The 17,179-nt window shown below is 40.9% G+C and carries 20 protein-coding genes; 13 read left to right on the forward strand and 7 right to left on the reverse strand.

All coding sequences use genetic code 11. The annotated features are described in order from the left end of the window. Positions 1-61: 61 nt before the first annotated feature. The 6 genes from FTT76_RS06330 to FTT76_RS06355 all read right to left on the reverse strand — a co-directional run bounded on the left by FTT76_RS06330 (position 62) and on the right by FTT76_RS06355 (position 3,611). Positions 62-748, reverse strand: a complete 687-nt coding sequence (locus tag FTT76_RS06330; RefSeq protein WP_180007314.1) for a hypothetical protein — start codon at positions 746-748, stop codon at positions 62-64. Between the two features lie 67 nt (positions 749-815). Then, a complete protein-coding gene (locus tag FTT76_RS06335; RefSeq protein ID WP_180190163.1) occupies positions 816-1,601 on the reverse strand; it encodes a thiazole synthase in 786 nt (261 codons plus the stop codon). A gap of 12 nt (positions 1,602-1,613) precedes the next feature. Next, a complete protein-coding gene (thiS, locus tag FTT76_RS06340) occupies positions 1,614-1,811 on the reverse strand; it encodes a sulfur carrier protein ThiS (protein WP_180007313.1) in 198 nt (65 codons plus the stop codon). 57 nt (positions 1,812-1,868) lie between these two features. Next, on the reverse strand, positions 1,869-2,234 hold the full coding sequence (locus FTT76_RS06345) for a DUF423 domain-containing protein (RefSeq protein ID WP_180007312.1): 366 nt from the start codon (positions 2,232-2,234) through the stop codon (positions 1,869-1,871). A 169-nt stretch (positions 2,235-2,403) separates the two neighbouring features. After that, positions 2,404-3,273 carry an RNA polymerase sigma factor RpoH gene (rpoH, locus tag FTT76_RS06350; RefSeq protein ID WP_078188879.1) on the reverse strand — a complete coding sequence of 290 codons (870 nt, stop codon included), beginning with the start codon at positions 3,271-3,273 and terminating at the stop codon, positions 2,404-2,406. A gap of 143 nt (positions 3,274-3,416) precedes the next feature. Continuing rightward, positions 3,417-3,611 (reverse strand): sulfurtransferase TusA family protein, encoded by a 195-nt coding sequence (locus tag FTT76_RS06355; protein ID WP_078189214.1) that lies wholly within the window; start codon positions 3,609-3,611, stop codon positions 3,417-3,419. A 413-nt stretch (positions 3,612-4,024) separates the two neighbouring features. Between FTT76_RS06355 and FTT76_RS06360 the strand changes: the two genes are divergently transcribed. Together FTT76_RS06360 and rhlB are read left to right on the forward strand one after the other, a co-directional pair. Beyond that, complete coding sequence (locus FTT76_RS06360; protein WP_005014923.1) at positions 4,025-4,237, forward strand: cold-shock protein; 213 nt, start codon at positions 4,025-4,027, stop codon at positions 4,235-4,237. Between the two features lie 99 nt (positions 4,238-4,336). Then, positions 4,337-5,488 (forward strand): ATP-dependent RNA helicase RhlB, encoded by a 1,152-nt coding sequence (rhlB, locus tag FTT76_RS06365; RefSeq protein ID WP_078188878.1) that lies wholly within the window; start codon positions 4,337-4,339, stop codon positions 5,486-5,488. A 129-nt stretch (positions 5,489-5,617) separates the two neighbouring features. Here the strand turns inward: rhlB and FTT76_RS06370 are convergent, their stop codons facing one another. After that, entirely contained in the window at positions 5,618-6,007 is a 390-nt protein-coding gene (locus FTT76_RS06370; protein WP_078188876.1) for a hypothetical protein, read from the reverse strand. 212 nt (positions 6,008-6,219) lie between these two features. On the opposite strand from FTT76_RS06370, the gene FTT76_RS06375 reads away from it, so the two are divergent. The 11 genes from FTT76_RS06375 to FTT76_RS06425 all read left to right on the forward strand — a co-directional run bounded on the left by FTT76_RS06375 (position 6,220) and on the right by FTT76_RS06425 (position 17,168). After that, the gene (locus FTT76_RS06375) at positions 6,220-6,810 is read left to right on the forward strand and encodes a nitroreductase family protein (RefSeq protein WP_218948455.1); all 591 of its coding nucleotides are present in this window, start codon (positions 6,220-6,222) and stop codon (positions 6,808-6,810) included. Positions 6,811-6,870: 60 nt separating this feature from the next. After that, positions 6,871-7,944: an NAD(P)H-dependent glycerol-3-phosphate dehydrogenase gene (locus tag FTT76_RS06380; protein WP_180007311.1), complete on the forward strand. Its 1,074-nt coding sequence runs from the start codon at positions 6,871-6,873 to the stop codon at positions 7,942-7,944. 79 nt (positions 7,945-8,023) lie between these two features. Continuing rightward, positions 8,024-8,479 (forward strand): histidine phosphatase family protein, encoded by a 456-nt coding sequence (locus FTT76_RS06385; RefSeq protein ID WP_078193626.1) that lies wholly within the window; start codon positions 8,024-8,026, stop codon positions 8,477-8,479. A 27-nt stretch (positions 8,480-8,506) separates the two neighbouring features. Continuing rightward, positions 8,507-9,646, forward strand: coding sequence for a type II secretion system protein GspL (gspL, locus tag FTT76_RS06390; protein ID WP_180007310.1), 1,140 nt, complete (start codon positions 8,507-8,509; stop codon positions 9,644-9,646). Next, entirely contained in the window at positions 9,646-10,125 is a 480-nt protein-coding gene (gene gspM, locus FTT76_RS06395; RefSeq protein ID WP_180007309.1) for a type II secretion system protein GspM, read from the forward strand. Before gspL ends, gspM begins: the two co-directional genes overlap by 1 nt. 90 nt (positions 10,126-10,215) lie before the next feature. After that, a complete protein-coding gene (locus tag FTT76_RS06400; protein WP_078188867.1) occupies positions 10,216-11,217 on the forward strand; it encodes a quinone-dependent dihydroorotate dehydrogenase in 1,002 nt (333 codons plus the stop codon). 5 nt (positions 11,218-11,222) lie between these two features. Next, a complete protein-coding gene (locus FTT76_RS06405; RefSeq protein ID WP_078188866.1) occupies positions 11,223-11,810 on the forward strand; it encodes a CvpA family protein in 588 nt (195 codons plus the stop codon). A gap of 24 nt (positions 11,811-11,834) precedes the next feature. Continuing rightward, positions 11,835-13,373 carry an amidophosphoribosyltransferase gene (gene purF / locus FTT76_RS06410; protein WP_078193623.1) on the forward strand — a complete coding sequence of 513 codons (1,539 nt, stop codon included), beginning with the start codon at positions 11,835-11,837 and terminating at the stop codon, positions 13,371-13,373. A gap of 91 nt (positions 13,374-13,464) precedes the next feature. Continuing rightward, on the forward strand, positions 13,465-15,354 hold the full coding sequence (locus FTT76_RS06415) for a M48 family metalloprotease (RefSeq protein WP_180007308.1): 1,890 nt from the start codon (positions 13,465-13,467) through the stop codon (positions 15,352-15,354). A gap of 174 nt (positions 15,355-15,528) precedes the next feature. Next, complete coding sequence (locus tag FTT76_RS06420; RefSeq protein WP_180007307.1) at positions 15,529-16,176, forward strand: hypothetical protein; 648 nt, start codon at positions 15,529-15,531, stop codon at positions 16,174-16,176. A 20-nt stretch (positions 16,177-16,196) separates the two neighbouring features. Beyond that, positions 16,197-17,168, forward strand: coding sequence for a D-glycerate dehydrogenase (locus FTT76_RS06425; protein ID WP_180190164.1), 972 nt, complete (start codon positions 16,197-16,199; stop codon positions 17,166-17,168). The last annotated feature ends 11 nt before the right edge of the window (positions 17,169-17,179 follow it).

Raw genomic sequence — 17,179 nt, forward strand, 5'->3', positions numbered from 1 at the left:
TAAACAAACCGCCGAAATTGGCGGTTTGTTTATTGCTAGATTGGCATTGCTCAGGTTCAACTTAGTACTCGAACTGTGTATAGAAATCATCAAAGTTAATATTTTTAAGCGTCAGTTGCTGTGGTGATTTGAAGGTTGACCATTTGGTTTGAGTTTTGGCATCTTCAAACATATTGCCGCCTACAATTTCCTTACGTTTTAAGGTCGAAAAATTATAGCTTTTCGATGTTTCTTCACCTGAAGCTCGGTGAAAGCTACTGTAGTCAAAACCAATCAGGTTAAAGCGTTGATTTTGCCAACGGAAGGTATAACTATGTCGGGGCCATTCCCAGCCACCACAAGCCATAAAATAACTAAAATGAACGAGTAAATTGCCTTTACTGATTTGGATGTCTTCTGCTTCAGCAAGTGGGTCAAGTAAGCATGAATTGGGTTGCTGAGCGACAGGGATGCTATTGTTTTCAACGATACGTTGATATCCCTTTGCGGTTTTAAAAAACACGATGAGTTTTCGTGGATGGTTATGAACGACTTTGCCATCGTCATCATAGGTCGCCACATCGACTTTTTGTTTTTCCACGATCATCGCAATATCTGGCTTTTGATCTTTGTTTAGGTCGCCAGTCGTAGTCATCAAAATGTTCCAACCTTGAGGCGCAAGTGATTTGGCTGTGCTAGGCACTTGGGCAGACAGCCAACTAGATGCGGCACAAAGACTCAAAGTACACAATATATGGGATTTTTTCATTGTTATCAGGTTTTCAAAATCAAAAAGAGGACTCAATAGAGTCCTCTTTTATACCGTGAATGAGTTCTTATTTAAAGAAGTATCCGGTTTCAGGTGAACTGGCATTTGCCATGCGTTTACGCGGCATACGTCCTGCTAGGAATGCTTCACGACCGGCTTCGACTGCTTTTTTCATCGCTGAAGCCATTAGAACAGGGTTTTGAGCTGCTGCAATTGCCGTATTCATTAATACGCCATCACAGCCCAATTCCATCGCTATCGCTGCATCACTTGCGGTACCTACACCGGCATCGACCAAGACAGGCACTTTGGCGTTGTCTTTAATGATCGAAATAGTATGTGGGTTGAGAATGCCTAAACCTGAGCCAATAAGGCTACCTAAAGGCATAATGGCTACACAGCCCATGCTTTCGAGTTCTTGTGCCACTATTGGGTCATCTGAGGTATAAACCATGATTTCAAAGCCATCGTCAATCAACGTACGTGCAGCTTTTAAAGTCTCAGTAATATTTGGATATAGGGTTTTCTCATCCCCTAAAACCTCAAGTTTAACCAAATTGTGACCATCTAAGAGTTCTCGTGCCAACATGCAAGTACGGACCGCACTGTTCGCATCGAAACAACCTGCTGTATTTGGCAAAATCGTATATTTCTCAGGTGGAACCACTGAAAGCAAGTTCGGCTGGTCTGGATGCTGACCAATATTCATACGGCGAATGGCAACGGTCACAATTTCAGCACCACTGGCTTGAATGGCCTGGTCAGTTTCCGTTAAGTCCTTGTACTTACCTGTACCAACTAAAAGTCGTGAATTAAATGTACGTGAACCAATGATTAGGGGTGTATCTTCCATGGGAGCTCCATTTTAGCCGCCACCTACGGCATGAATAATTTCAATATGATCTTGCTCAGTAATTGGGGTTTGTTCCAATTTACTTTTCGAGATGATCATTTCATTTTTTTCAACAGCGAAGCGTTTGCCTTCCAATTGTAATTGTTGAACCAATTGCAAGAGGTTGACACATTCGGTTTGTGTAGCTTCGCCGTTTAAATAAATTTGCATTTGTGGATTCCGTTCTTGCAGCCTTGCCAATTGCATAAGGCCAATATCTGCTGTTGATTATTTTGCGTATTTAAACGCATTCCATGCCAATATGAGCCATCCAGCAATCATCAGCGCTCCACCAATCGGGGTAATGGCTCCGAGACCACGTGGTAAGCCTAGAGCCATCACATATAAAGAACCACAGAAGAAGAAAATACCAACTTGTATAAGGAGGAAACTAGCTTTAATTGGAAGTTGGGGAATGACTTTGGATAAGATCGCGAGGGCAAGTAAGCCTAGTGCATGATAAAAGAAATAGTCCGTTGCAGTTTGCCACCAAGCCAATTGGGCTTCAGTCGCGCGCGCTTTTAATCCGTGTGCACCAAAGGCACCAAGTATCACAGCAAAAGCTAAGTTAAGTGCGGAAATGGCAATCCACATGTGCATTCACCTTAACAAAATTTGCGCATAACCATAGCATATTTAGCGCGCAGGGTTAAAGCATAAATGCCCAAAGTTTTTGTGTTGCAGTTTGTCATTCAATAATTTTGAGAAATAAAAAAGAGCATCGAAATGCTCTTTTTTAGAATGACAGGGAAAAGCCTTCAACCTAGTTTGAAGACATTGCGACTTTAATTTTTTCCATCGCATTTTTTTCCAACTGACGAATACGTTCAGCAGATACATTATATTCCGCCGCCAATTCATGCAGCGTCGACTTTTCGTCATCTAACCAGCGACGTTGTAAGATGTTACGTGAACGGTCATCCAGCTGATCCATGGCTTCATGTAAAGCTGAAGTACTTTGTTCTTCATAGTCTTCATCTTCCGCTAAACGCGCAGGGTCGTAACGGTTATCTTCGAGATAAAGGGCAGGAGCGACATGAGTCGAACCTTCATCGTCGTCATCACCTTGAGCTTCAAATGCAGCATCATAAGCAGTTAAACGACCTTCCATTTCTAAGACTTGTTCGGGTGTCACATTTAAGTCATTGGCAATCGACTGTGCTTCAGCCAAAGTTAATTTTTTAGATGACTTTTTTAAGCTACGTAAATTAAAGAATAATTTACGCTGTGCTTTAGTGGTCGCAATTTTGACAATACGCCAGTTACGAATCACATATTCATGAATTTCTGCTTTAATCCAATGCACAGCAAAAGATACAAGACGTACGCCCATGTTTGGGTCAAAACGTTTTACCGCTTTCATTAAGCCCAAGTTGCCTTCTTGAATCAGGTCACCTTGTGGCAAACCGTAGCCTGCATAGCTACGTGCGATATGTACAACAAAACGAAGATGCGACATCACCAGCATTTTAGCTGCGTCTAAATCTTGGTCATAATAATAACGCTCGGCCAGCTCTTTTTCTTGTTCGGCCGATAAAATTGGAATCTGATTAACAGTACTAATATAAGCACCAAGATTCACCCCAGGTGCCGATAATGACAGGGGCATCAATTGATTGCTGCTGTCACTCATGTTTTCTCCTTGAGAACTAAAAATGGGTAAGCCCAATAACTAAGATTCATCTTAATCCAATATTTCCGTAAATTATGGAAAATTGGGTATAGAAATGTAAACTTTTATTCAATTATGAAGCAATTTAGTTTAACTGAATCTTTTTAAGATTCAATTAAGTAATGAAACTCAGAATCGGAAATTTTGCGCATTTCACAGTTTAACTGATGTATTTGACAGTATCGTGATACATCTTGTTGGCTGTGCGGATCGGATGACTTTAACAATAAAGATTGGTCTGGACTTTTCTTTAAAGCTTTTTTGAGCATCAATAGTGGCATCGGGCATGGTTTACCCATTGCATCTACAGTTAAAAGCGAATTTTGGCTGTCACTCACGAAGCAGATCCAACATGTTTACATTTCAATGGAAATATTAGCAAATACAGTGCCAAATCCCAACCTAAAATAGGCAAAAATCCTTTGTGATTTATAACTCAAACGATGTGAAAAAATAAGAATATTCAAAAGGAAAATAGATCAAAAAAATCTATTATTTGCGGTAAACCCGTGTTAAGCTCGTTGCGTTGTTAAGATTTTTGTTGGCTGTGAAGCCTCTTAACTCTTGATATATTTGGATGTAACCGGGATTTTGTTGATAGTTTTACAGAATGATTACAAGCTTAGAAATAAAAATATTTTTTAACCTTGTTTGGTCTGCTGTTTGCAACACCGGGTGGTCCTTCTTTTTTAAATACGATAAGGATTAACTTATGACAGCTCGTGAACAAGGCGTTGTTAAATGGTTCAACGACACTAAAGGCTTTGGCTTTATTCAACGTAACGGCGGCGACGACGTATTCGTTCATTTTCGCGCAATTATGGGCGAAGGCCACCGTTCACTTCGTGACGGCCAACGAGTAGAATTCAGCGTTGTTAAAGGTCAAAAAGGCTTCCAAGCTGAAGAAGTACAACCTTTAGACTAATCGTCTAAATGTACTCAGAAACGCTCCAATGTAAATTGGGGCGTTTTTTGTTTATAATGCTTCGATAATTTTGTGATTATTCATTTAGGGCACATCTATATGTCATCAGGTTTTGAAACCTTAAATTTACATCCGAACCTTAAAAAAGCCATTGATGCTTTGGGTTTTAAGGATATGACGCCTATTCAGCAAAAGGTTTTAAAATTTACATTGGCTGGACATGACGCTATTGGCCGTGCTCAAACTGGTACAGGGAAGACAGCTGCTTTCTTGGTCAGCGTGATAAATGATCTGTTGAATAATCCAATTAAAGAACAACGCTTCCGCGGTGAGCCGCGTGCATTGATTCTTGCACCAACCCGTGAGCTTGCATTGCAAATTGAAAGTGATGCCAAAGAATTAGTGAAATACACTGATCTCAATGTCATGACTTTATTGGGTGGAGTAGATTTCGATAAACAAAAAAATCTATTAAACCGTAATTTTGTCGACATTATGGTTGCAACTCCAGGTCGCTTAATTGACTTTGTGGAACAAAAAGAAGTTTGGCTCGATCAAATTGAATTTTTAGTGATTGATGAAGCTGACCGTCTTTTAGATATGGGCTTTATTCCTTCAGTTAAACGTATTGTGCGTTTCTCACCACGTAAAGAACAACGCCAAACACTAATGTTCTCTGCGACGTTTAGTTATGACGTGCTCAATCTTGCACAGCAGTGGTTGTTTGAACCCGTTACAGTTGAAATTGAGCCTGAAAAGAAAACCAATGCAGACGTTGAGCAACGTGTCTACATGGTGGCGAAGTCTGATAAATATAAATTATTGGAAGACATCTTACGAGATGAACCAATTGAAAAGGTCATGATCTTTGCCAACCGTCGTGATCAAGTGCGTAAACTTTATGATCATCTCAAAAAAGACGGTTATAAAGTGGTGATGTTGTCAGGTGAAATCGCTCAAGATAAGCGTTTGAAAATGCTTGATCAGTTTAAAAATGGTCAACATAACATCATGATTGCAACAGACGTTGCAGGTCGTGGTATCCATGTCGATGGCGTTTCTCATGTCGTGAACTTTACACTTCCTGAACAGTCTGATGATTATGTACACCGTATCGGTCGTACAGGTCGTGCAGGAACACGTGGTGTCAGTATTAGTTTCTTGTCTGAAGATGATGCTTTTTCACTACCTGAAATTGAAAAAGCCATTGGTCAAAAATTACCTTTAACCCGTTTAGACGGTTATTGCTAATTTTTGCTTCAAAAAAAGCCTGCAGATTTGCAGGCTTTTTTTATTTCATCTCGACTATTTCATAACAATTATTTCATGACGATAATTTCATTTTGAGTTAATGACAAAACGACATCACAGACTAACGTTTTAGTTGGCACGGCAACTAAAGGTCAGTACAGTTTGGTAATCATCATCTTTGCTGATACTGCCGCTATTTCCTGTAATGGTGCCAAGTACGCCAGCCGCAGCCTGAATCATTTGACCTGTCTTTTCATCGACCACGCCTTTTAAAACACCGTTGTATTCTTGCTTTTCATCCACCACGACAGGGGTCGCATTTTTACCACAGGTACTATTTGCAGCTGCAATTGCATTATTTTTTGCCGCTAAACTGGTTTTACCTACGGCAGTCACTTCATATTGATTATTTGGTTTTTGAATCGCTAAAGATTTTGTTGGCGTAGATGTACATGCAGCTAAAAGCACAGTTGCGCTTAGCGTGCTAACAATGGCAACAGTTTTGTTGAATTTTTTCATGCGGTGCCCCGAGTTAGAAACAACTTGATTTATTTGAACATAAAATTTCTTATAGAACAGGCAACTGCTGTACAAGTTATGCGGTTTTTTTATAGTAAATCTGTGAATAAAGCTGACTTAACAAATAAGCACCGAGTCTGATGTAAACATTCTAGAGTAAGTTATTGAGAATATGCTAATCTTGAGCAAACGTTTTAAAGTACAGTGTATAGATGTTAATTCTAAAATCAGCAGTTGATACAGTTCATCAAAATATTCATCAGCGTCAGTCGATTGGTCATTTAATTGAACCTGCGCCGAATGCTGAGCAATTGGAAAATGCGTTTCAAGCCGCTTTAACGGCGCCAGATCATCATCGTCTTAAGCCTACGCGTTTCGTGATTATTCCTGAAACTGAACGTGAAGCATTTGGTGAGTTGCTTTCACATGCTTTAGCCGATACTGGACAAACAGAAGAAGCGCAGTTGGAACGTGTGAAACACCATCCATTTCGTGCGCCACTATTGGTTTTGGCTTTAACTCAATTACAAGATCATCCCAAAGTTCCGCATTTCGAACAAATTTTAAGTTCAGGCGCAGCAGTACAAAACTTTTTGCTCTCTCTACAAGCACAGGGCTTTTCAACCATGTGGCGTAGTGGGGCGGTGGTTGAATCTAAATTGTTTAAACAAGCCTTAGGCTTAACGGAAAACGATTTGATTTCAGGCATTATTTATATCGGTACAGCAGTGAAAGCCATTCCACCGCGTGCTGAAATACAGTCTGCTGACTTTGTAAGCCATTGGCATAAAGCAAACCAATAAAAGTGAAAAATAGGTCGATTGAACAAGATCGATCAGTAAAGAAATTAGGATAAAAGAACAATGTCAGAACTTGATTTTGCAAGTCTTGTTAGCCCTGTGTCAGTAGACCAAAAAACGGCACTGCGTGTTACGGTGCTGGGTGGTGGGAGTTTTGGTACTGCGATGGCTAATACTGCAGTACGTAATGGCTGTGACACCATGATATGGATTCGTGATGAGGCGGTGGCTGCGGATATCAATGCAACACATATTAATAAACGTTACTTGCCAGATTTTCAATTAGAAGCAGGTTTGCTCGCTGTTTCAGATTTAGAACAAGCAGTATGTAATCGTGACATTATTTTGGTGGCCATTCCGAGCCATTCTTTCCGTAGTGTTTTACAGCAGATCAAGCCTTTTATCACGTCACAAGCAGTGGTGTCTTTAACCAAAGGTATTGAAGCCAATACCTTTAGCTTTATGAGCGATATTATTCGTGAAGAACTTCCTGAAGTCCCTTATGGTGTGCTTTCAGGGCCAAACTTGGCGAAGGAAATTGTTGCGGGGCAACCTGCGGGGACTGTGATTGCAAGCCAATCTGAACTGGTTCGTTATGCTGTTCAACAAGCGCTGCACAGTGCATTATTCCGTGTATTTGCAAGTGATGATGTGCATGGCGTGGAATTGGGCGGTGCTCTGAAAAATATCTATGCAGTCGCGATGGGTCTAGCTGCGGCTTATGGTGTCGGTGAAAATACCAAGAGTATGATTTTGACACGTGCTTTGGCAGAAATGAGCCGTTTTGCAGTGAAATTAGGCGCAAACCCATTAACATTCCTAGGTTTATCTGGTGTCGGTGACTTATTTGCAACTTGTAGTAGTCCACTCAGCCGCAATTACCAAGTCGGCTTTGCACTCGGTAGTGGTAAAAGCTTAGAACAAGCCACCAAAGAACTCGGACAAACTGCGGAAGGGATTAATACCATTGTGCAAGTACGCGCACGCTCTGAGGAGTTGGGTGTATATATGCCAATTACCAGTGCATTGTATGAAGTGATTTTTGAAGGTGCGCCGGCACTGAATATTGCATTGTCACTGATGAAAAATGGCCATCGCAGTGATGTTGAATTTGTCTTGCCACATCAGCAAGTTTAAGTTTGCTGATTAATATGCAATACACATAGCTTTGTCATACTGGCTGTATATAATGTGCGGAATAGAATAAGGAAATTTTATGCAACTGACATTGGTTAGGCATGGCGAAGCTGCTCCGCCAGTAATGGGGAATGATGAAAAGCGTCCTTTAACAGCGCGCGGACAAACTCAAGCGGCAGAAACTGCAGCATATTTGAAAGATATAATTCAACCAGACGTTTTTGTGGTGAGTCCGCTACTGCGGGCGCAGCAAACACTTTCATCTTTGCAAAAACATTTTCCACATGTACCTGTGGTTATTTGTAATGCCATCAAACCTGAAGATGATGCCAAAGTTGCAGTGGAATGGTTGTCACATTTACCGTATGAGTCTATTGTTGTGGTGTGCCATATGAACGTTGTGGCACATATGGCCAGTGTTTTGGTCTCAGAATATTTTAATCCCTATGCATTGGCAGAAGCGCGTATTTATGAACAAGCGGTCATTGCTCCAGGGTTATCGACACAAATTAAAACGTTTATACCATCAACATAAAAACCAATTAAAACGGCAGAAAAATTAATGTTGTATTTATGGATGCCCGAAGCCAATGGGGTTTGGCAATGGTCAGAAGGGGATTTCTGGAAGCAGTCATCGACACTTGAGCAGTTAATTCAGGAAATTCAGCCGCATGCGGGAAAGGAAGCGGTTGTTTTCTTTCCGAGTCGTGATGTACAAATCATTCAGCAAAATTTTCCAAAAAACCAATATAAAAAACTTGGCCCAGACGGCGTAAAATATTTACTTGAGGAATATGTGATTTTGCCTTTGGATGCAATGAAAGTATTGCATCATTTTCAAAGTCCAGATGAATTAACGGTCATGGGGATTGCACATAGTGCAGTCGAAACGATGCAGCATGCTTTGACGCTAATTCCTGTAAAAGTTATTTCGTTATTACCTGACTTTTTGGTCTTGCCAAGTCCAGAAGCAGGGCAACATGTTTTGGCAAATGTCAGCGGTCATTTATTGGTCCGAAATAGTGAATATGTCGGTCTGTCTGTTGATGATTTGGCATTGTATTTAGATTATCAAATTGGTCAGCCGAACTATAAGATTTCAAATCTAAGTTCAGATCAGACGCATAGTCTTGAAGCCGCTGTAACGCATGATCACATTGAATCTTTTCATTATGAGCTACCCAATATAAAAAAACCGAAACAACATCCACTCAATGTTTTGCCGAAAGCCAAAGCCAATAGTGGTGTGGGTGGCTATTGGAAAGCATGTGCAGCAGTTTTGGTCGCGGCTTTAATTACACAGTTTAGCTATGATGCAGTTCGTTGGTATCAATACAAAAAAGTGGCCAATATCACTGCGGCACAAGCGATTGATCAGTTTAAATATTGGTTTGGGCAAAGCTATCCTGTCACTGAACAAACGCTGAAAAGCCAGTTCGAGTCACAATTGCGTCAGAGTCAAACAGGCAATGCGCAGGCGCTGTCCTTACTGAGCCGTGTCGGGCCAGTTTTAATGCAAAACCAAATTTCTGCAAATCGTGTGAGCTATGAAGCCTCGATGTTAAATATGGAGCTAAAAGCCAATTCGGCAGAAGTACTGCAAACCCTAACCAATCAATTAAAACAACAAGGTTTTAAAGTCGAATTAGGGAATATTCAACCAAGTGCCAACGGCGCGATTGGATTGGTGAAAATACAATAATGACAAAAATGGAAAACCTACAGCAACGTATAGATGGGCAAATTGAGCGCATCACTGATTATTTAGACCAACTGTCTACTCGTGAACGAGTTATGGTGATCTTTACCACGATTTTTGTTGTAGTGGCAGCGATTGGTTCGGCACTGTTTTATATGAACAAAGCTGCAAATTTTCAACAAAAGCGCGTGAATGAACTCAAAGATACTGTTGTTTGGATGCAAAGTAATGCCGTCACGATGAAACCAGCAGGTGATACACAACTGAGCGCGTTGGAAAAAGTTCAGCGTGTATCGCAACAACAGGGCTTGTCAGTAGCATCTCAACAAGTCGGCGAGAAAATACAGATTGCTGTGATGCATGAAAATTATGCAATTCTGGCCAATTTTTTGACGCAATTGGTTCAAATGGGTTTAAGTATTGAAAAGATGGAATTAAGTTCTGAAGCGGGACAGATCAAATTAACAGCGAGTGTACAATAATCGGTAAAAATAAAGATCTGCTAAGCATGGTGTTTTATTTGTGCTGTGCCTATAATATGCCGACTTAAAAAGCAGTAGACTTTTATAGATATGTTGTATTCTCTAGCCCGCCCTTTGTTGTTTACTTTAGCACCAGAGCGTGCACATGAGCTGACATTATCGCTGTTGAAATCTTCTCACAAGATGGGAATGATGCGTCAAAACGTGGCGTCTAAACCAGTGACATGTATGGGAATCGAATTTCCGAATCCAGTTGGTTTAGCAGCCGGTCTTGATAAAAACGGTGCTTATATCGATGCGCTGGCGAGCCAGGGCTTCGGCTTTATTGAAATTGGTACAATTACACCCCTTCCACAGTCAGGTAACCCTGAACCTCGTTTATTTCGTTTACCGAAAGCAAAAGCCATTATTAACCGTATGGGTTTTAACAACGATGGCGTGGATCAGTTGATCGAAAATGTCAAAGCTGCAAAATTTAAGGGTGTACTTGGGATCAATATCGGTAAAAATGCAGTCACACCTGTTGAAAAAGCAGTTGACGATTATCTGATTTGTCTAGAAAAAGTTTATAACTACGCTTCTTATATTACGGTTAATATTTCATCTCCTAACACAAAAAATCTTCGCAGCTTACAAAGCGGTGATGCTTTGACTGAACTCTTAGAGACACTCAAGAAACGTCAACTCGAGTTGGCGGATGAAAATCAACATTATGTACCCTTAGTACTTAAAGTTGCACCAGATCTAGAACCAGAAGACATTAATTTTATTGCACAACAATTGTTAAAATTTAAAATTGATGGTCTGATTGTCACCAATACGACTTTGTCACGTGAAGGTGTTGAAGGCCTTCCATTTGGTGATGAAGCTGGAGGTCTATCCGGCGCGCCAGTCTTTGAGAAAAGTACGGCATGTTTGGCGGCTTTTGCTAAAGTATTAAACGGTCAAATTCCATTGATCGGTGTGGGTGGTATTTTGTCGGGCGCGGATGCTGTTGCGAAACAAAAAGCAGGAGCAAGCCTTGTACAAGTGTATAGTGGCCTCATATATACAGGTCCGACACTTGTAAAAGACTGCGTAGACGCATTGTAAATATCATGAATACCATTGATATCTTTATACTGATTATTTTGCTCATTGGAGGGCTTAACGGTTTGCGTCAAGGATTTGTAAAAGCCTTTGCGAACTTCATTGGATGGATTCTTGCACTTGTCATTGCGGCAAAGTATGCAACCGTCCTTGCACCTTCGATGACATCTTTAAGTACAGATCCAGTGGTACAAAAGATTGCCGCGTTCGCATTTATTGTATTGTTGATTGTAGTCATGACTTGGGTCGCGACATGGTTATTGAACAGTATTTTGAAAACATTAAAGCTCGGTCCGTTAAATCGACTGGCAGGTGGTGTTTTTGGAAGCTTAAAAGGATTGTTGGTGGTGCTGATCACTATGCAGGGGCTAGGTCCTTGGGTAGAAAGTTCACCACATTGGAAACAATCTAAAATGGTTCAGTCATTATTGCCATATGCGCCTTGGGCAACCGAATTGTCCAAAGATGCTGCAAATCAAGCACTTCATCATATTCAGTCTGAAGATGCTCAGAAATCTTCAGACCTACCATCTGAGTCGCAGAACAAGCACGGACGTTCTGGATCGGGTGAGTCAACAAATAATCCTTTTTATTAACCCTAGCTTGTCTGCGAGGTTGCTATGTGTGGAGTAGTTGGTATAGCTGGTAAATCACCTGTTAACCAAATGTTGTTTGATGCGTTAACGATGTTACAACATCGTGGACAGGATGCAGCCGGGATCGTAACTTGTCAGGATGGTCGTTTATTCCTGCGTAAAGATACGGGTATGGTGCGTGATGTGTTCCACACACGTCATATGCGTGCATTACAGGGTAATTATGGTATTGGCCATGTTCGTTACCCAACTGCTGGTTCTTCAAGCAGTGCTGAAGCTCAGCCATTCTATGTAAACTCACCTTATGGCATCACGCTTGCACATAATGGTAACTTAACTAATGCTGCTGAAATTCATGATGACTTGTTCAAGACTGACTTACGTCATATGAACACCGATTCAGACTCAGAAGTATTATTAAACGTATTTGCTCACGAATTGCAAAAACGCGCAAAACTTACACCAAGTGCTGAAGATGTATTCCACGTGGTTTCACGTGTGCATGAACGTTGCAAAGGTGGTTATGCGGTTGTTGCTATGATCACAGGTCAAGGCCTTGTGGGTTTTCGTGATCCAAATGGTATTCGTCCATTAATTTACGGTTCTCGTGAAACTGAAAATGGTATGGAATATATCATTGCGTCTGAATCTGTCGCAATTACAGCGCTTGGCTTTAAAGTTGAGCGCGATATTGCACCGGGTGAAGCAATTTATATTACTGCTGATGGCGTGATGTCGACCAAGCAGTGTGCAGTAGCCCCTGAATATCGTCCTTGTATCTTTGAATACGTATATTTTGCGCGTCCAGATGCAACCATTGACGGTATTTCAGTTTACAAAGCACGTTTGAAAATGGGCGAAAAACTTGCTCAGAAAATTCTACGTGAATGGGGCGATGAGCACGATATCGATGTCGTGATCCCAATTCCTGATACTTCACGTACTTCGGCGCTAGAGCTTGCAAATACTTTAGGTGTGAAATTCCGTGAAGGCTTCATGAAGAACCGTTATATCGGTCGTACTTTCATTATGCCGGGTCAGCAACTTCGTAAGAAATCTGTGCGTCAAAAGCTTAACCCTGTAGAGCTAGAGTTCCAAGGCAAAAACGTACTTTTGGTCGATGACTCGATTGTACGTGGTACGACTTGTAATGAAATCATTCAAATGGCGCGTGATGCGGGTGCGAAAAAAGTATTCTTTGCGTCTGCTGCACCGATGGTGAAATATCCAAACGTGTACGGTATCGATATGCCTGCCAAATCTGAACTGATTGCGTCTGAACGTAGCGTTGAAGAAATTCGTGAAATTATTGGTGCTGATCGCCTAATTTTCCAAGACTTGGAAGATCTAAAATCTGCAGTACGCACCAAGAAAGTCCCTGAGTTACAGGACTTTGATTGCTCGGTATTTGATGGTAAATATGTGGCAGGCGGTATTGATGCTGAATATTTGGCAGCTTTAGAGCGTAAGCGTAATGACTCTGCAAAAAATGAAAAGCCAGCCTATATTGATGTTAACATTGATGCAGCTTCTGTGGATTTAACAGGTGTTCGCGAAGAATAATCTGCTGAAAACACACTGAAAAAGCGGGAATTTCCCGCTTTTTTCATTTATGATGAGCAAACAAAAGACAATGTAGCTTAAGGGTATTACATTGAGACGTGTGGGTTATGATTTTATAAAAAACAAAAATATGTTTTGGCCTGTCACCATGTGTATGGCGGCAGTGTTTTTGACCGTCGCAATTATTAATGTAATTGTCGGTTTAATTGTGGATTATTATGATTCCACTCAGTCTATCTATTGGCATGTCCTTAGCCCATTTTTAGTGGCGGCTGTGCTGCTGATTATGTTGGTTTCAGTTCTCTATGATTTTTACACCTTTCGCTTAGGTGGTTATTCACTTGCCAAACAGTTAGGTGCGCGTCGTCTGAGTCTGATAGAAAGTATTCCAGAAGAAAGTGTTGCACTGCGTATGACTGAGCAGCTGGCAGATACCTTTCTAATCGATACTCCCGCACTTTATGTCCTACCTGATGAAGTGGGCGTGAATGCGCTCACCGCTGGTTTTAGCCCTCGAGATACATCGATCATTTTAACTTGGGGTGCCTTACAAACCTTAGATGAGATGGAAATGTATGGTTTGCTGAGCCATGAATTTAATAAAATCTTGTCGGGCGAAGCTGCAGAAAATACCCGTTTGAAAATCTTATATAGCGGGTTGACGACCTTTAGTCAGTGGGGCAGTAAAATTGCAAAACGTGGCTTCTATAAAAATGGACAAGCACGGGACAATAAGTTTGAAACCCTCTTTGTAGCGATTGGCGCGGTCATTTGGTTGATCGGAAGCTTAGGTGTTTTGATTTCCCGCTTTATTAAATATATCTCTTTGGGTTCTCGAACCTATCGTAATGACCAGAAAACTAAACGTCTGATTCAAAATGATGCTAATATTCAAACCTTATTAAGGATTTATGTGCATCATTCAGGTTCGCAAATTCATAGTGAATATGCGGAATCGATTTCTCATATGTGTTTTGCAAACTCACTCAGTCCGCAAAACTGGATGAATATTCACCCAAGTATTGAACAGCGTATTTTTGAATTAAATCCGGCGCTCATTCATGACCTGCAACTAGAAAATTTAAAAAAACTGCGAAACCAGCCGCTATTTTATTTATTCCGTTCACTAGAAGAAGCTAGTCCAGATGTTGCAACACCATGGAACTCGCCACAACCATTACCTTTACTGCGCTTGTCACCGATTAGTTTTGCGATACGAGATGCAATTAAACCGTTGAACCCTGAGATTCGTGAAAATTGGCAGCGGCCTGAATTGATCCAACGTGCCTTGCAAACAGCAACGGGTTCGCGTGAGGTGATGGTTGCTATTTTAATGATTCGTCAGTATCGAGAGTTTATTCCGACTGAAGCTGAAGTGAGTCGTGCGATTGTAGATGCATTATTGAATCTTGATGGTCGTGTGCATATCTCCATTTTTCATGAGGCATGTAAAAATATTGGCACTATGCCTGCAACAATTTCACGGCAGTTCTTAACCAAGCTTGCCAAGATTATTCAAGAAGATGGTGAAATTGGATTACTCGACGCCTTACTACTTGAAACAGTGAAATATGAGTTGAATCTGTTGCCTGCACATACACCTACGTCTTTAGAAGATGTAAAACCGAGTATTGTGCGTTTGATTGATGCCTTGTTGCATGTGCAACAAATTAACAGTGACAACCAACTCGAAGTGCGTGAAAAAATCCTCAATCGAATCTTAACGAAAGAAGAACTTGAGTTCTATCGCGATATATCTGATGAGCCAATTGATTTGGCTGAAATCCTAAATGATATTTCTGGGCTGCTGCTGCGTGAGCGGTTAAGCATTCTTGGGGTTGCTGAAATATGTTTATGGAATGATCGAATTATCACGCAAGATGAGTTGGATGTTTTGCAACTATTATATTGGCGTATTGGATTTGAATCAGCTGAGATAGTTGAACTAATGCAAAAGAAAAATAGTTTGATGATCGTATAATTATTTATAGCGGCTTGATTTATGAATAAATTGTTTAATTTTAAGTCAAAATTAGTCTGAGCAATTCTAAAGAATCTTTAAAGAAATAGTATGATCTAATTGATTTATAAAAGTTCAGCAAAACAGAGTGAATCCCGTTAGAATATCAAGCCTTGAATAGGTGAAAATGAAAGCATGATTGGGCATCAGCGAAGCATAATGGCGGCAATGGGAATTGATGTATGGATTCCTCAGGCGGCACCGTGTCAGCAATTTAGCTCAAATATCTGGCGAGATCAGGCGGCTCCTGAAATAGTCTCTGAAATTCTACTCAAAAATGAGCCTCAGCCAACGCCTGTTTCATCACAGACTGAGCTTAAAAACAACGTTGATGTTGTTGTAAATCAACCTGTAGAAGCACCTAAGGATGAACCAAAGGTTTTTGAACATGTTGAAGTTCGTCCGATTGTTCAAATCCCTTCGTTTAACTTAGAAGCCATCTGTTTAATGCACTGTGTCATTGTCATTGATGCCACCGAATTAACTGCAGAGCAGCAAGTTTTGTGGAGCAATATTCAGCGCGCAGTCAGTGCCGATTTCTTTGCTTTACAGTGGCCATTTGGTTGGGTGAATTTGCAAGATGGTCGTGGTGCAGCATCTTATGTGCAGGGCTTTATTGATGCGATGAGCTTGGATAAAAATGTTATTTGCTTAGGCGATATTCCGCATTTAGAGCATGCGAAGGTGTATCCATTGGCATCTTTACAGCAAATGATTGAACAGCCTTTATTGAAAAAACGCTTATGGCAATTTATGCAAAATAAGGCAGGACAAAATACTTAAATTACGTAAATGGAAAATTTATGCAAAAAAAAGTAGTGGTTTTTAGTCAAATAGATCAAGAAATAATTCAACGTTTAGAACAGCAATTTAAAGTTTTCCAAATTAGCCCTAAATTGGGTGATGTGAATCAGCAAATTCTTGAGCATTCAAAAGATGCTGACGCCATGATCGGTGCGGGACGTTTGTTGAATGCTTCGAATTTAGAGCATGCATCACAATTAAAAGTCATCTCAAGTGTAAGTGTCGGTTATGATAACTATAATCTTACATTTTTAAACCAAAAAAATATATGGTTGAGCCATACTCCGCATGTATTGACGGAAACTACAGCAGATTTAGCCTTTACCTTGCTGATGAGTGCAGCACGGAAAGTGCCTGTATTGGATCAATGGACCAAACAAGGGCAGTGGAAGCGTACAGTGGGCCCTGAGCAATTTGGCATGGATGTCTTTGCTAAAACCATCGGAATTATTGGCTTAGGACATATTGGAGCAGCGACTGGGCGTCGTGCTCGCTACGGCTTTAATATGAATGTGCTCTATCATAATCGCCGGGAAAAAATTGAATTGGCTGAATCTTTATCAGCGCAATATTGCGATTTGGATGATTTGTTGCAACGTGCTGACTTTGTGGTCGTTGCAGTGGATTTAAATGCAGAATCGAAAGCTTTAATTGGTGAGCGTGAGTTGGCCTTGATGCAATCACATGCGGTATTGGTCAATATTTCACGGGGTTCAGTGATTGATGAAGCCGCATTAATCGATGCATTAAGTCGTGGTCAAATATTTGCAGCAGGCTTAGATGTGTATGAGCAAGAGCCACTTCAAGAATCCCCTTTATTTACATTAGCCAATGTCGTGACATTGCCCCATGTGGGTTCAGCAACAGCGGCAACCCGTAAACGTATGGCAGAGTTGGCTTATCAAAATTTAGTGGATGTTTTGGTACATGAGCGCGCGCCGCGCTATGTGGTCAATCCAAAATTTGAATAAACAATCACAAC

The organism is Acinetobacter sp. YH01009 (assembly GCF_013420765.1).
Classification (GTDB): domain Bacteria; phylum Pseudomonadota; class Gammaproteobacteria; order Pseudomonadales; family Moraxellaceae; genus Acinetobacter; species Acinetobacter amyesii.